Below are 15,089 nucleotides of genomic sequence, written 5' to 3'. Positions count from 1 at the left end.
GTGCTCACCCTGCGGGTAGAGTGCAGGACTGATTGCCCCTGCACCCCCGTTAGTTACCGCTAGCTACACCGCCGGGAAGCCCCGCCCTCTATTAGTTAGTGGCTAGTGAATAGTGAATAGTCACTATCCACTAACCACTATCCACTATTCACTATCCAGGCTGAGGGTCGGGATGAAAGGCGGGGACATGATGTTTTGTCCTTACTGGTGCCATAAAAAGTAGCGGGGTTTTATACACTGCCGCTATAGACATCAAGTACAGGGGCGGGGCATCCCGTCCTTTTCGCGTTAGCGGGACGTAGTCCTTAAGCCCAGGAAATGTCCTTTTCGCGCTAGCGGCGCGGAGCGCTAACCGGAGTCACTGTTCGCGTCAGCGGGACGGAGTCCTTGAAGCCCCCACTCTCTCGCTTTAGCGGCGCGGAGCGCTTTGCATCAACATGAGTGCGGGAGTATGTCACTTAAAATGACTACACCAGTCTTGTTCAGCACCAATCTATTGGGTTAGCTTATGGGGGTGTGGGGGTAGCTAAGCCCCGCACTGTACCCGTAGGGTTAGTGCCGGGATACAGATACCCCCACATGGTGTATGATAGGAGTAGTTGCACAAAACGGCTTTTGCCGGAATCTGGTGCAACTACGCGGTAGGACATTCCGTGTCTGCTCGTGGAGGGTTCTTGCGTAGGCTCCCCGATGAAGCGAGAAGCCCGCTCCGTACTGCCAGCAGTCGGGGTCGGGAGTATGTCACCGCAACACCAGGGCTAGAGCAGTCCCTTGGGATCCCGTCTCGACCAACCGCAAGTCCCCCCCGTGGGCCTGCAGGATGCGCCTGGCGATATATAGCCCCAGACCTCCTGAGCCGGTTGGGTAGTGGTGGCCGGCAATGTGAATGGGCTGGGTCACGTAGGGTTGGGCCAACTCTCCTAGGGGAGCCGGCAAGCCGGGGCCATCATCCTGCACCTGGATCTGGCGGGGGCTGACAGTGAGCACCACTGCATGGCGTGCGTAGCGCAAGGCGTTGTCCACCAGATTCACCAGCGCCCGCTCCAGCTCTGCCTCATCGGCGTTGCCCCACCCTTCTCCTTCGACTCGCAGATCGATCCCCCGCTCCTGGGCCAGGGATCCCATGCGCTCGGCCACCTTTCTGGCCAGGGATCCCAGATCGCAAGGCCGAGGATGCAGCTCGATCTCTCCCCGCTCCAGGCGGTGGGCCTCCACCATTTTCTGCACCAGCGAGAGATTGTGTTGGTTTTCCTGCAGGATGCGATCCAGCAGAGCGCGACGTTGCTCCGGATCGAGCTGTTGATCCTGTTTGAAGGCGCTCAGCAGGTGCCCAAAGGCGATGAGGGGAGTTTTCAGGTCGTGAACGAGGGTGGCGGTAAAGGCTTCTCGCCGCATTTGGTCGATCTGGATCTGGCGCAGCAACTGGGCAAAAGCCTGCCGCAAGATCAGGGCTTCCTGGGGATCCCCGGGGCGGAGCAGCAGATTCCAACGGGCGGGCTGGTTGATCAAGGTTTCCAAATGAGCCAACTCGCGGGCCAGCAGGGTGAGGGGGCGCAAAATCATGGAGGACAGAGCATAGCCCACCACCGCCGACAGCACCGCCAGCAACGGGATCCACAGCAGCAGCAGGAGGATCCCTTCAGTGCTGAACTGCGTGTCGGGCCAGATCCACTGCACCGACAGGATGAAAACCAAGTTGGGGACGAACGAAAGGCTGGCAATGACCAATGCCACCTGGGTGCGCAAGCTGTGGGGAAAGCGGCGGCGCCAAAACTCAAGTACGCGGAGTGGTTGCTGTTTCAAACTCGGTGTGCTCGCTTTGACAAGACCTGCTTAAATAGTGAACCAACCGTAGGCAAAGAATAAACATCCCCTCACGGTCAAGGCTGAAGAGTTCTTTCCTAGGTCTTAGAATGACCGTTATGTCTTGAGCCACTTCATCCCCATGAATAAAGAAGGATGCCGTAACCCCAGCTTTTAGGATACCCAGCTACCCCATTCTTTAGAGAAGCCGCGCCGTATTCCGGTTGGCAAAGCTGTGGACATCACGGCAAAGAAAGACAGCTTGATCCCCAGGCGTAACCAACGTTGAGCAATCATAGTCGTTTCAGGTTAGGGTGAGGCGCCTGGGCCATTGAGAAAAGCCTTTGGCCGCATGCATTATTGCTCGGCAACGCTGACGCGACGACGCGACCAACGTTTTGGGTGTAGTGTCCCAGTTTGGGTCAAAGGACTACAAGTTCAACAGATCAAGATCGAGGGGCAGAGCGGAGCTCTCAAGCTCCTGAGGCATGAAAAAACCTCTGGGAGTCTGTCCGTGTTTCGACCCCAGAGGCTTCTTCTCTTCACTCCTCACCACTATTGAGCGTAGCCGCCCTTCCAAAGGCTGTCAAGCACTTTCCCATTGGGGTTGGCGTGTGGGAAATTGCGCTAGGGTGGCACTGCCGTACAGGATCATCTGCTGGGGCTGCAAGTTCACCCGGTCTACCCGCAGCTCAGTGCCTCGCAAGGCGAGCCGATCCAAATCCAGAAGCTCATTCAGGCAGCGTACCAAAGCTTGGCTCAAGGCTAGCTCCTCTTCTGTACCGCTTTCAAACACTGGATCTGTAAAGCGGATGCGACGCCGCTCCAGCACCTCAACCTGGGCGGAAAAACCGACGCAGAAAGCCCTGGCTTCTCTCTGCTGTACATTTGCCTGGAATTGCAGTCGTCGCGCCGGGGTGATGCTGATATGGACGTGATGGAAGGATAGGGGGCTATCATCCTGCTTTCCTAAGGCCAGCCTATTCAGCACAAAAGGTGTGTTAAACGATTGCGCCAGATCGTCTTCGCTCAGCACCACGCGCATTGTGGCCTGTACTGGCTGGCGCAGCTTGATCTTCCCCTGCCAAATTTGGCTGAAATCGATGGCCACCGCATTGCAGAATAGCTCCAGAGCCGAAAGCCTCAGGCCGTTGTACATCTGCAGATGCTGGCCCAACAGTTCAAAGCTGTCGATACGACCCTGCAACAATTTGGCAACAGGCTCCACTCGCACGCGCGCCTCCAGCCGCTCTGCATGCTTAAAGAGGGCACGAATGGCTGCGCCTACCCCTCGGCTAACCCAATCGACAGCCATGGGATTCTGCAGGGAAAGTTGGGGCAGGAGTCCTGTAGCCATGGGAAGAGGTAAAGAGCGCCTACAGGGATCATAACCAACCATTAAGAAAAGTTACAACCTTTGCCAACGGAGAGGCTGTTCTCTCAGGGGTAGGTGCGTCCCTCCTGCATAGCCGAGCGGGCCACGGCTGCGATCCCCTGGTCGGTGGCACGGGGCAGATGAAAGTACCGTCCGCCCGCCAATTCCGCCAGCTCGGCGCTGAAGCCGGTGGTTACAAAGCGGCTTTGGGAATCGATCAAAAGCAGCTTCAACCCCAGGGCGCGGATGCGCAGGGCGATCTCCCGCAGCTCTTGCTTGAGGTCGATGGGATCCGTTCCCGACTGGGGTTTGCCATCGCTCCGTCCCAAAGAGCGGCTGAGGGGGATGTTGGCCCGGCCATCGGTGAGGGCCACCAGCATCACCTGGCCCACGTCGCCGGCAGCACGGGCATTGACTCCCATGCGCACGGCTTGGGTGAGGGCATGGGCGAGAGGGGATCCCCCGCCGCAGGGCAGAGATTCCAAACGGCGGCGGGCCAGCTCAATGGAGCGGGTGGGGGGCAGCAGCACTTCGGCAGTTTCTCCACGAAAGGCGATGAGGGCCACCTTGTCGCGGTTCTGGTAGGCTTCTGTGAGCAGGCGCAGGGCCGCTCCTTTGGCCGCTTGCATGCGGTTGAGGGCCATGGAGCCGGAGGCATCCACCACAAAGATCACCAGGGCTCCGGCCTTGCGAACCAGCTTTTTGGCGCGGATATCGCTCGGTTCCACGACGACGGCGCGTCCCGGTTGTCGCTGGCGGCGGCTCTTCTGGTAGGGAGCAGCGGCTCGCAAGGTGGCATCGACGGCAATGCGGGGGTTGGATCCGTGGGGCAGGATGGGCTTGATGTAACGGCCTCGGTCGGCGCTGAACACCAGGCTGCGGGATCCCGTTTTTCCCTGCTGGTTGAGGGACTGGGCAAAGGCCAGCAGGCGCGGGTCCAGGGCCACCTGCTCAGGATCGAAAAAAAACTCTTGCGGCAGGCTGAGGCTTTCCGGCTGGGGATCCGTCTCCTCCTGGTCCTCGCCGGTGTCGTCGGAATTGCTTGGGGAAGGATCGGGCTGTTGGGATTGGGGTGGGGGGGGAGGCGGGGGCTGGTCGGGGTCGTAACGGGCGCGGGGCAGCAGCACCAGCTGCACGGCCTGCTGCAGATCCTCGGCCAGGAGGCGATCCCGCCCCTCCAGCGCCGCCAGGGCACAGGCGGCTCGCAGGGCAAATTGTTCTCCCCGGTGCCCTTGGACGTTGCCGCGGATGGCCTCCTGCACCAGGTAGAGGAGCTGTTCCCGCTGCGGCTTGACCTGGGGCAGCCACTCCCGCGCCAGGAGGATGCGGGTGCGGATTTCCTCCAGTTCCGCCTGGTGCTCGGCCAGGAAGGGCTCGGGAGCATCGACAAATTGCGTTGCCCGTTGGACAATTTCCCCTCGCTCTTCTAGGCTCAGCTCCTGCCCCACCGGCACCACCAGTGCCAGGCGATCCAGCAGGTGGGGGCGCAGGGATCCCTCTTCGGGGTTGTAGGTGGCCACCAAGAGAGGCCGGCAGGGGTGTTGCAGACTCAGCCCCTCCCGTTCCAGGCGGTTGACCCCATCCCCCACCACCGTCAGCAACAAGTTGACGATGGCGTCGTCCAAGAGGTTGATGTCATCCACATAGAGCACGCCCCGGTGGGCGGCAGCCAAGAGCCCTGGCTGGAAGACCGTTTCCCCCTGCCTGATGGAGGCCTCCACATCGACGGATCCCAGCAGCCGATCTTCGGTGACGCCCAGGGGAACCTGGACAAAGGGGGGCGATATCACTTGGGTGGGCGGCACCTCTCCGGCTGGGTAGCGAGCCTTGGCCCAGTCGGACCAGGTATCCGGCTGCGCTGGATCGTCGTTGCAATAGGATCCCTCAATCACCTCGATGGGCGGTAGCAAGGCGTGGATCCCTCTGGCCAAAACCGACTTGGCGGTGCCGCGAGGCCCCACCAGCACCACACCCCTTAGGCTGGGATCCACTGCTGCCAGCAGCAGAGCCAGCTTGGCCGCCTGTTGCCCCACTACAGCGGTGAGGGGAAAGGTACAAGGAGCGGATAGAGTTGCGGATCCCATGGTTGGCGGGTAGGCTTGGCGAGCAACGGTTCAATCGAGCAGATTCGCAGCGGAGCGGGAGCTGTACACCCCAGTCTATCGCTTGAGTGCTCCGCACCGCCTTTGCAACTGAGATTTTCTGGGGAGCATGCCTCTAACCCCCAAAACCCTGAACTTTGCTGAATTTACTGAGCTTTAGGCGGTTTGGCAAAAGTCATTGAGAGGGATATAGTAGACCAAGTTTCCCCCTGATCCTTGAGTCCACCGCAACGGTTGCCGGGAAGTGAAGGGGGAAAGCGCTCGGGGGGTATTCCTCAGGGCTTTGCGGGATACCGCCTTCCTGCTCAGAGATAGGCAGGATGCGATCGCTTCTTTCCTGAACCATGTTCAGGAGAGTTCAGCGTGAATGTATCAGGTTCCAAACCGGCTCCAGACAGTTCCCCAAGCCCTCTCCCAAGGGGAAGGGGTAGGTCGGAATCAAGGCCACCAATGGCCTACGGCGACTGGGAATACCCCTGGTGAGCCGCCGCTGTTTGGTGGTCATCTTCTGTTCAAAATGGGCATCACTTCAGCGGGTTGCAATCATCACGTGTTTGGTGATTTGGTAGTCGCGCACCGCTTCTGCCGAGAGATCTTTGCCAAATCCCGATTGCTTAAAGCCGCCATGGGGGGCCTCAGAGGCAATGGGAATATGGTCGTTGATCCAGACGGTGCCGAACTCCAGATCGGCGGCCAACCTCATCGCTCGTCCGATGTCTTGAGTCCACACAGAAGCCGCCAGCCCGTATAGGACGTCATTGCCCAAGCGTAGCGCTTCCGCTTCTTCGCGAAACGAGCCGAGCGTGAGAACCGGCCCAAAAACCTCACTCTGTACGATCTCCGCTTTTTGATCGACATTGGCAATCACCGTGGGTTCATAGTAGTAGCCCTGGGCAAGCTGGGAAGGGATCCGACCGCCGGTCAGCACCTTGGCTCCCTCTGCTTTGGCCCGCTCCACAAATCCCATCACCCGCTCCCGCTGGGCTGCTGAGACCAAAGGCCCCATCTCCACTCCCGCCTCGAAAGGGGATCCCACCGTTACTTTGCGCATGGCTTCTACAATGGCCTCTTGCGCCTGCGCCAGCTTGCTCTCGTGCACATAGACGCGGGTGGCTGCCGTACAGTCTTGGCCGGTATTGACGGTGGCAGCAAATGTGGCCTTGGCAGCAACGGTCTCTACGTCCGCATCCTCGAAGACGATAAACGGCGCTTTGCCCCCCAGTTCCAAATGCACCCGCTTCAGGGTATCTGCCGCTGTCCGCATCACCTGCTTGCCGGTGGCGGTAGAGCCGGTAAGGCTGACCATGCGCACCTGGGGGTGCTCCACCAGGGCTTGGCCGGTGGCATTGCCTCCGGTAACGATATTGACTACCCCGGGCGGGATCCCAGCCTCGGCGATCAGTTCCCCCAGCATCAGGGTGGTCAGGGGGGTGGCAGGAGCGGGCTTGAGCACCACCGTACAGCCGGCGGCCAGGGCGGGGCCGATCTTCCAGACGGCCATCATCAGCGGATAGTTCCAGGGGGTAATTTGAGCGCACACCCCCACCGGCTCTTTGCGAAAGAGGGAGGTGTAGCCCTTGGCATATTCCCCGGCGCTAAAGCCATGGATGTCGCGGGCGGCAGCGGCGAAGAAACGCAGATTATCCACCGCAAACGGCAAATCTCCCCCCAAGCTGAGGAACTCGTAGGGCTTGCCGGTGTTTTCCGATTCCACACGAGCCAGTTCTGGGGCACGAGCCTCGATCAGATCTGCCAATTTCCAGAGGGCCAGGGATCGCTCGCCGGGGGTGAGTTTCGACCAACGGCCATCGTAGAAGGCTGTTTGGGCGGCCTGCACCGCCCGATCCACATCGGCAGGGCTGGCATCCACCACCTCTGCCAGTTTCTCGCCGGTGGCCGGGTTCTCGATGGTCATCAACCCCCCCCCTTGGCTATCGACCCATTGGCCGTCGATCCAGAGTTTGTAGGCCATAGCGATGTCCTCAACAGCTTGGTGAAATGGCTCTCCCCATTGTGCCGAATCTTTTTGGCTCGGCTTGAATCATAAGCTTCATTCAACTTTGGCAACTTTGGGGTGCAGAGATGGGATCCTTTGGGATTGGGATGGCCAAAACGGCTATTCGCAAAGCGGGCCGTAGACTGTGGCCAACGGCGCACTGGTGAGGATCCCGCATCTGCTAACTAACGGAGGTGCAGGGGCAATCAGTCCTGCACTCTACCCGCAGGGTGAGCACCGGGATACAGGGATCCCCGCCATACCTCTGAGCGAAATCTGTAGTAAAACCTACTTATGCTGGCGGTAACCTACAAGTACCGGATTGATCCAGATGCCTCCCAACAAGCCGCTCGCGGTAGCGGGACGGAGGCCTTGCTGTTGGCGTGGCTGGAGATTGGCCGGGACGTATACAACTACACTTTGCGGGAAACCTAAGGAGTGGATAGCATCTTGCTCTTGGCCGGTGGACAGGGGTTCCTGGGTGCAGGAGTCCATCCTGCCTGCCGATGCACCGTTCCCTGTGGATTAGACTTCCCTGTGGATTAGACTTGTTTTGCAAGCTGGCAGTAGCCAGGGAGGCTGGGGAAGGGAAGCCACTTGTCCAGTCGTTTTGTCGGGGGTTGTAGACCCAGACAAGTGGCGTGGGGCAGGAATGCCCGACCGCGAGGTAAGGACTCCGTCCTGCTGACGGGAAGGGTGGCCCGCGCTCTATCCACAGGACGAGCGCCGGGAGGATGTCACGCATCCACCCTAGCTCTGGATTGGGAAGGATGGCCAGCGCTTTTGCACAGGCGCAGCAGGGCACAGTCTCAGTACCCTGGTTGATTGAGTCAATGCAGAGGTGGGATCCCTCTGTTGGGATAGCCGTTAGGGAGGCAGGTTCACGATGCAACTGCGAACAGCTCTGCCGCTGTTGTGCCTTTCTCTCTTGGTAGCTGCTTGCCGGCCCGGCGGGCCACCTCGCAGCATGGGGGGTGAAGGGGGCGGAGAAGGCCAACCCACACCAGTGGCCGTCGGCAGGGTAGAGGAACAGCAAATCGAAGAGACTTCAGAGTTCATGGCCAGCCTCGGATCCCAGCAGGTGGCCAGTATCCGCCCTCAGGTCAGTGGACAGGTGACCCAGGTGTTCGTGCAGCTGGGATCCCAGGTGGCTGCCGGAGCCCCTCTCTTTGAGATCGACAGCCGGCAGCAACAGGCAGCGGTGGCCGGCCAAACGGCGGGGATTGCCGCAGCCCAAGCCAACCTGGAGAGCGGCCGGGCCGTGCTCAGCCAGTTGCGGGCGGATCGGCTGCGGCTGGAGGCAGCGGCGGAGTTTGCCCGGGAGCAGCACGAGCGCAACCTGCGCCTCTTGGCCGAGGGGGCCATCAGCCAGGCGCAAGCGGATCAATCCAGCCGCGACCTGCGCCAGGCGGAGGCGGCTTTGGCGGCGCAACAGGAGCAGATCCGCGCTCAGGAGGCCGCGATCTTGCGGGCAGAGCGGGAGGTGCAGCGAGCCCAGGCCGAGGCGGAGCGGCAACAGGTGCAACTGCAGTTTTTCCAGGTTACAGCTCCCTTTGCCGGCATTGTGGGGGATGTTTTGGTGCGGCAAGGGGACTACGTGACGCCTCAGACGGTTTTGACCACCTTGACCCAAACCCAGGCGCTGGAGCTCAACCTCAACATCCCGTTGCAGCGGGCCCCCCAGCTGCGCATTGGCACGCCGGTGCAGATCCTGGATAGCCGCGGCGAGGTGATCGGCAGCAGCCAAATCTCTTTCATTGCTCCCGAAGCCAACGCCGCCACGCAATCGGTGCTGGCCAAGGCTCTTCTGGAGAACCCTGCCGGCCAGTTGCGCTCGGCCCAGTTTGTGCGGACTCGGGTCATCTGGGAGGAGCGGCCGGCCTTGCTGGTGCCGGTGACGGCGGTGGCCCGCTTGGGGGCGCAAACCTTTGTCTACACGGTGCAGACAACGGAGCCGCCAGCAGAGGGCATGCCCCCGGGGGCGGTGGCGGTGCAAAGGCCGGTACGGCTGGGATCCATCTACGGAAACAGCTATGAGGTGCTGGAGGGTTTGGAGGCCAATGAGCCAATTGTGCTGAGCGGCCTGCAGAAAATCCGCGATGGCGCCCCGATTGTCGATGAGGTGCTTTTTCAGCAGAGGATGCAGCCACAAGGGGGAGGGAGACCTCCTGGATCCCCGCCCTAGGTCCTCTCTCTCCGGCGGTTTCCCAACTCAGCTATCCCCTTTCACTCCTCACTGCGCTGGACTATGTTTGTTGACTTTTTCATTCGCCGCCCTGTTTTTGCCAGCGTCTGCTCCATCCTGATCGTGCTGGTGGGGGCGGTGAGCATTCCCCTACTGCCGGTGGACTACTACCCACAGGTGGCGCCGCCAGCGGTGAGGGTGACTGCTGTTTATCCTGGGGCCAACGCCGAGACGGTGGAGACGGCGGTAACCAATGTGCTGGAGCAGGAGATCAACGGCGTCGAGGGTATACGGTCTATCGCCTCGGTGAGCAGCAGCAACGGCACCAGCCAGATCACCGTTACCTTCAGCCCGGATCGGGATCTGGACACGGCGGCTGTGGATGTGCAGAACCGGGTGGCGCGGGCCCAGGGCCGGCTGCCGGCGGAGGTGATCCAAAACGGCATCAGCGTGGAAAAGGCCGGCGACAGCGCCTTTGTGCTGGTGTTGGCGCTGCGCTCAGAGGCGGGGGAATACGACGAGCTGTTTTTGAGCAACTACGCGGAGCTGTTTGTGCGGGATGCTTTGCGGCGCATCCGCGGCGTCAGCGATGTCATCATTTTCGGGGAGCGCACCTATGCCATGCGCATCTGGCTGGATCCGACGCGGCTGGCCAGCTATGGTCTGACAGCTCTGGATGTGGTAAACGCAGTGCGCCAGCAGAATATCCAGGTGCCCGCCGGCCAAATTGGCGGCCAGCCCAGCCCCCCGGATCAGGAGTTTCAGATCAGCGTCCAGGCCACGGGGCGGCTGTCGCAGCCGGAGGAGTTCGCCCAGATCGTTCTCAAGGCCAACGCCGATGGCAGCTTGGTGCGCATTGCCGATGTGGGCCGGGTAGAGCTGGGGGCCCAAAGCTACGATACGTTCTTCCGCATCGGGGGGCAGGAGGCGGTGGGGATCGCCATCACCCAACAACCGGATGCCAACGCCCTAGAGGTGTCGCGGCAGGTGCGGCAGACGTTGGCGCAGCTGGCGGAGAGTTTTCCGCCCGGCTTGATCTACGAGATCCCTTTCGACGCCACCCTGTTCATTACCGAGTCGGTGCAGGAGGTGATTTTTACCCTGCTGCAGGCTATTGCCCTGGTGGTGCTGGTACTGTTCATCTTTTTGCAAGATTGGCGCGTCACCCTCATTCCCACCGTTACAATTCCGGTGGCGCTGCTGGGGACCTTCGCCTTTGTGCGCCTGTTTGGCTTTTCCATCAACACTTTGACTCTGTTCGGCCTCACCCTGGCCACTGGCTTGGTGGTGGACGACACCATTGTGGTGGTGGAGAATATCTCCCGCTACATCCGCGACCGCGGCATGCGGCCTCTGCAGGGGGCCTCGGCGGGGATGAACGAGGTGTTGGGGGCGGTGATCGCCACGACGCTGGTGCTGCTGGGGCTATTTGTGCCTGTTGCTTTCTTTCCTGGCACCAGCGGTCGCATCTACCAGCAGTTTGCCGTCACCATTGCCGTGTCGGTTTCGCTGTCCACGTTTAATGCCATTACCTTGGCTCCGGCTTTGTCGGCGCTGCTAATTCGCCCCCGCTCAGAGCAGATGTTTTGGCTGCTGCGCTGGTTTGACCGCGCCGTGGAAGGGATCCGAGCGGCCTACTGCCGCCTGCTGGAGCTGGTGGTGAAGCTGCGGCTGTTGGTGGTGACGGGGTTTATTGCCTGTTTGGGCCTCACCTACTGGCTGTTCCAAATTGTGCCGACGGGGTTTGTGCCGGATGAGGATCAGGGCTTTTTCATCACCATTGTCCAGGGGCCGCCGGGGGTTTCCCTTCACTACACCGACGGGGTGATTCGGCAAGCCACAGCCGTTTTGGAGGGGATCCCTGAGATCGAAAATCGGGTGATCGTGGGGGGGTTCAGCTTTACCGGGCCCTCGCCGGGGAATGGGCTGATCTTTGCCACCCTCAAGCCCTGGGAAGAGCGGCGGCAACCGGAGCAATCGGCGCAAGCGATTGTCAACCGGCTATTTGGGCCTTTTTTGGGCGGGATCAGCCGCGCATTGGTGATCCCGATCCTGCCGCCGGCCATTCCCAATTTGGGGGTTGCGGGCGGGTTTACTTTCCAGCTTCAGGATCGGGGGGTGAACGATTTCAACCTCTTGGAGCAGACGGCCAACACCCTGTTTTTTGTGGGCAACTCGCCGCCCCAGCCGGGCCAACCCCTCTTGGGCTTGCGGATTAACCCGCCCACCTTCAACGCCAATTCGCCGCAGCTAGAAGTACAGGTGGATCGGGAGATGGCCCAGTTGTTGGGGATCCCTCTGTTGGATGTCTTCGGCACGCTGCAAACGCTGTTGGGGGGCACCTACGTCAATGATTTCGACCTGTTCAACCGCAATTACCGGGTCTACGTGCAGGCAGATCAGATCTTCCGGGCCAACCCAGAGAGCATCGGCCAGTTCTACGTGCGCGGGGGCCAGGGGCAATTGGTTCCGCTGAGCACTTTGGTGCAGGTGGAGGAGACCACCGGCCCGGCCATCATCAACCACTTCAACCTCTTCCGCTCGGTGGAAATTCAGGGCAGCGCCCTGCCGGGCTTTAGCTCAGGGCAAGCGATTCGGGCTATGGAAACTCTAGCCGCCCAGTTGTTGCCGCAGGGGTTTGGCTTCGAGTGGTCGGGCCTGTCGCTGGAAGAAATCGAGTCGGGAGGACAGGCGCCGCTGATCTTTGCTTTGGGCTCGGTGTTCGTCTTCCTGGTGCTGGCGGCGCAATTTGAGAGCTATGTGGATCCCTTGATCATTTTGTTGGCGGTGCCGCTGGCGGTTCTTGGGGCTCTTTTGGCGCAACTGCTGCGGGGCTTGACCAACGACGTCTTCTGCCAAGTCGGGTTGGTGATGTTGATCGGGCTGGCCAGCAAAAACTCCATCTTGATTGTGGAGTTTGCCAACCAGTTGGTTGCCCAAGGGATCCCCCTGGTTAAGGCTGCAGTGCAGGCGGCAGAGACCCGCTTCCGCGCGATTCTCATGACGGCCTTGAGCACCATACTTGGCATTTTCCCGCTGGCAGTGGCCAGCGGGGCCGGGGCCGCCAGCCGTCAGTCTCTGGGCACGGCGGTGATCGGCGGCATGTTCGTCTCGACAATGCTCAGTTTGCTGGTGGTGCCGGTGCTCTATGTCGTGATCAAGGGGATCCAGGTGCGAATTTTGGGGGGATCCCCTTCACCTGTGGATCTGGCGCATTTGCCGCCGCCGGAGGATCCCAAAGAGGTGCTGCCTGGTGGCGACAGCGTTGGGTAGGTAGCCAGGGGAATCTGCTTGATGCTTGTCTTTTGGCGGAAAAGTTCCGTTGCCTTGCTTCCTAGCTCTCCCTTCGGGAGAGATTGGGGGTGGTCGCGGAAGCGGCGCAGGGCGTTTGGGCGGCACCGCGGAGCAGTTGAGAAGTGTCTTAGTCTAACTTGAAATGACTGTACACCTTGGTTCCGTACTGCAAAGGACTTCCAGCGCTTTTGCACAGGTTTGGGGAGGCTCTCGTTCATCGCTTTCTCATCCACCGCAGGCCCTGTCCTCGAGCAGTTCGGACTCGGCTTCGCTGGGCATTTTTTCCCAGAACTGAGCCAGGTGTTGCAGGCCCACAAAGCCCAACTGCCAGAGGATCAAGGCTAGAGGGCCGTGCTGCTGCCGTTGGATCTTCAGGGCCAGAGCCAGTTGTTTGGGCTTGAGGAGCTGTTGCTGCTCAGCAAACTGGCAGAACTGTCGATCCCATTGGCTAAGGGCTTGTAAATCCGGCAGGGTCGGTTCCATAGGTTTGGCCGGGCAGGAAAGGATTGAATGTCGAGGATCGGGATCCTCGTACTGATTCTGGGGATCTTCTTGCGGATCCCTTGCAACAGGTTTCTTCCAGGGTACGTGAGCGCCCAGGCATCCCCAAGGCCAGTTCGGGCAGAGAGCACTGAGCTTTGTTGCAAAGCTTGCTTATAGGTCCTGGCAGGATAGTCTATCCCCAGGGGTCGTCGTCGAAGGGACTATCTGACCAATAGCCACTCTGCTGGGATGGGGGGGGCTGTTGGGGGAGAGGAGGCGTGTAGGCAGGGGGTGGCGTTGGGATGGGGGTGGGTTTTTCCAGATCCTCAAGTCGAGGCAGGTCGGCGGGCTTGGGCTCGACACCAAGGCTTCTCAGCTTGGCTTGCGTTTCTTGCACTTGCGCATTGAGCTCTTCCAGGTAGGCGCGGTAGTGGTTGGCAGCTTCCAGGTACTGCTTGGCTTTCTTTTCATTTTCCCGGACGACCGCCTCCAGTTCTTTGGTGCGAACGGTGTAATCGGCCTCTTGATTGGTGAGGTTTTCGATGGCTTGGTTGAGTACAGCCCGCCGTCGCTCCAGTTGGGCTACAATTTCCGACAACTGTCGTTCTCGCTCGCTAAGGCTGCGTTCCCGGTTTTGAGTTTGTTCCAGTTGAAAGCTGGCCTGGCTGAGCTGCTCTCGCAAATACATCACCTGGGGCTCCGTCTCGTTGCGTTCCTGTTGCAACTCAAAGACCCGCGCTTCCAAGTGATCTTTTTCCTGCTGCAACACTTCCCGCTCGTTCAAAAGACGGGTGTAGAGCTGGTTGAGAAAGTCCACCTCCATCACCACTTGGCTAAGCTGAGTGGCGTATTCCCCAACCAAAGCCAACTCCCGAGCGAGGTTTTGGGTTTCACTGGTGGCTTGATCGGTGAAAAACTGGGGAAGTTGGGTGGTTTCTCTGAGGCGTTGGGTAAATTGCTTGAAGCGGAAAGAAAAGTTGCTCGCCATTGCCGGTGCGGTAGCCTCGAAGCTCAGGGGAATGCCGATGGTTCGATTTCACGATGTCTGGATTGCTTCCAATCTAACATTGAGCTACAGCTTTTGCGGAAGCTTGCCTTAGGTGGGATCGGGGGGAGTTTCAGGGGCCGGCATGGCAACTTCCCCAGAGGGATCCCGCTTCTCGGATTCCGGCTGGGGGTTTTCTGTCGCTCTGTTTTTATCCTTGTCTTTTTGGTCTTTCGAGGTGCCTTCTGAATCCTGGCCGGAGATGCGGCGCAGCAGCCGTTGCAGGAGTGGGCTGCGGCGATCGCCGAGGACGGAGAAGCGGCTTTCAATCTCCTCGACGGGGACGGGATCCATTTGAGCCAGCTCCGGCTCGCTGAGGAGGAGTACCCGTATCGTTGCAATGGGGATCTGCAAGAACAGGTTGGATCCCCAAAATCCAAAGGCAGCTATGGCTAGGCCTGCCAGACGGGTGCCGTTGCCAGGGGTGAGCGGGGCAAAGAGGGGGGCAAAGTCGTAGAGGCGCTCACCGACTTCCAGCATCAGGATTGCCGCCAACAGCGTCAAAATCTTATGTTCGGGGCTGAGGAAGGCGGCCAAGATGCGGCGCTGGTCGGGGGTAAGTTCTTCCGGGGGGACAGAGGCCACCCACAGGCTGAAGATATCCAATGGCTTGCGCCACTGCAGGGCAAAGACCGGCCCAATGCCCACCACGGCCACCCAGGCCTGCTCTACCCCCACCGGCAGGAGGGGATCCCCTGTGGCCAGCCCGATCAGGGTCAGCCCCACCCACAAGGGGAAGAGGAGGATGCCGGCGGCATGGATCCAGAGGAAAGGTTCCTGCCAATGGCTGCGCATGGGGAGATGCC

The 15,089-nt window shown here is 60.3% G+C and carries 10 protein-coding genes; 3 read left to right on the top strand and 7 right to left on the bottom strand.

Going from position 1 to position 15,089, the window contains the following annotated elements; genetic code table 11:
- Nucleotides 1-741: 741 nt before the first annotated feature.
- The 4 genes from ACVWXE_RS02130 to ACVWXE_RS02115 form a co-directional block, all read right to left on the bottom strand.
- Nucleotides 742-1,803, bottom strand: coding sequence for a sensor histidine kinase (locus tag ACVWXE_RS02130; RefSeq protein ID WP_457489469.1), 1,062 nt, complete (start codon nucleotides 1,801-1,803; stop codon nucleotides 742-744).
- A 586-nt stretch (nucleotides 1,804-2,389) separates the two neighbouring features.
- A complete protein-coding gene (locus tag ACVWXE_RS02125; protein WP_457489468.1) occupies nucleotides 2,390-3,118 on the bottom strand; it encodes an LmeA family phospholipid-binding protein in 729 nt (242 codons plus the stop codon).
- A 125-nt stretch (nucleotides 3,119-3,243) separates the two neighbouring features.
- On the bottom strand, nucleotides 3,244-5,262 hold the full coding sequence (gene bchD, locus ACVWXE_RS02120; RefSeq protein ID WP_457489467.1) for a magnesium chelatase ATPase subunit D: 2,019 nt from the start codon (nucleotides 5,260-5,262) through the stop codon (nucleotides 3,244-3,246).
- 547 nt (nucleotides 5,263-5,809) lie between these two features.
- Nucleotides 5,810-7,252: a gamma-aminobutyraldehyde dehydrogenase gene (locus ACVWXE_RS02115; protein ID WP_414344852.1), complete on the bottom strand. Its 1,443-nt coding sequence runs from the start codon at nucleotides 7,250-7,252 to the stop codon at nucleotides 5,810-5,812.
- 318 nt (nucleotides 7,253-7,570) lie between these two features.
- Here ACVWXE_RS02115 and ACVWXE_RS02110 point away from each other — a divergent pair, with 318 nt between their 5' ends.
- The 3 genes from ACVWXE_RS02110 to ACVWXE_RS02100 all read left to right on the top strand — a co-directional run bounded on the left by ACVWXE_RS02110 (nucleotide 7,571) and on the right by ACVWXE_RS02100 (nucleotide 12,734).
- Nucleotides 7,571-7,711 (top strand): hypothetical protein, encoded by a 141-nt coding sequence (locus tag ACVWXE_RS02110; RefSeq protein ID WP_457489466.1) that lies wholly within the window; start codon nucleotides 7,571-7,573, stop codon nucleotides 7,709-7,711.
- Between the two features lie 451 nt (nucleotides 7,712-8,162).
- A complete protein-coding gene (locus tag ACVWXE_RS02105) occupies nucleotides 8,163-9,461 on the top strand; it encodes an efflux RND transporter periplasmic adaptor subunit (RefSeq protein WP_457489465.1) in 1,299 nt (432 codons plus the stop codon).
- Nucleotides 9,462-9,524: 63 nt separating this feature from the next.
- Complete coding sequence (locus tag ACVWXE_RS02100) at nucleotides 9,525-12,734, top strand: efflux RND transporter permease subunit (protein ID WP_457489464.1); 3,210 nt, start codon at nucleotides 9,525-9,527, stop codon at nucleotides 12,732-12,734.
- Nucleotides 12,735-12,980: 246 nt separating this feature from the next.
- On the opposite strand, the gene ACVWXE_RS02095 is transcribed toward ACVWXE_RS02100, so the two are convergent.
- The 3 genes from ACVWXE_RS02095 to ACVWXE_RS02085 form a co-directional block, all read right to left on the bottom strand.
- Nucleotides 12,981-13,238 (bottom strand): DUF2949 domain-containing protein, encoded by a 258-nt coding sequence (locus ACVWXE_RS02095; RefSeq protein WP_011432361.1) that lies wholly within the window; start codon nucleotides 13,236-13,238, stop codon nucleotides 12,981-12,983.
- A 193-nt stretch (nucleotides 13,239-13,431) separates the two neighbouring features.
- Nucleotides 13,432-14,226, bottom strand: coding sequence for a hypothetical protein (locus ACVWXE_RS02090; protein ID WP_414344360.1), 795 nt, complete (start codon nucleotides 14,224-14,226; stop codon nucleotides 13,432-13,434).
- A gap of 108 nt (nucleotides 14,227-14,334) precedes the next feature.
- Nucleotides 14,335-15,078, bottom strand: a complete 744-nt coding sequence (locus ACVWXE_RS02085; RefSeq protein ID WP_457489463.1) for a low-complexity tail membrane protein — start codon at nucleotides 15,076-15,078, stop codon at nucleotides 14,335-14,337.
- Between the last annotated feature and the right edge of the window lie 11 nt (nucleotides 15,079-15,089).

Source organism: Thermostichus sp. MS-CIW-41, assembly GCF_054058915.1.
This window is presented reverse-complemented; position numbering and strand designations above follow the sequence as displayed.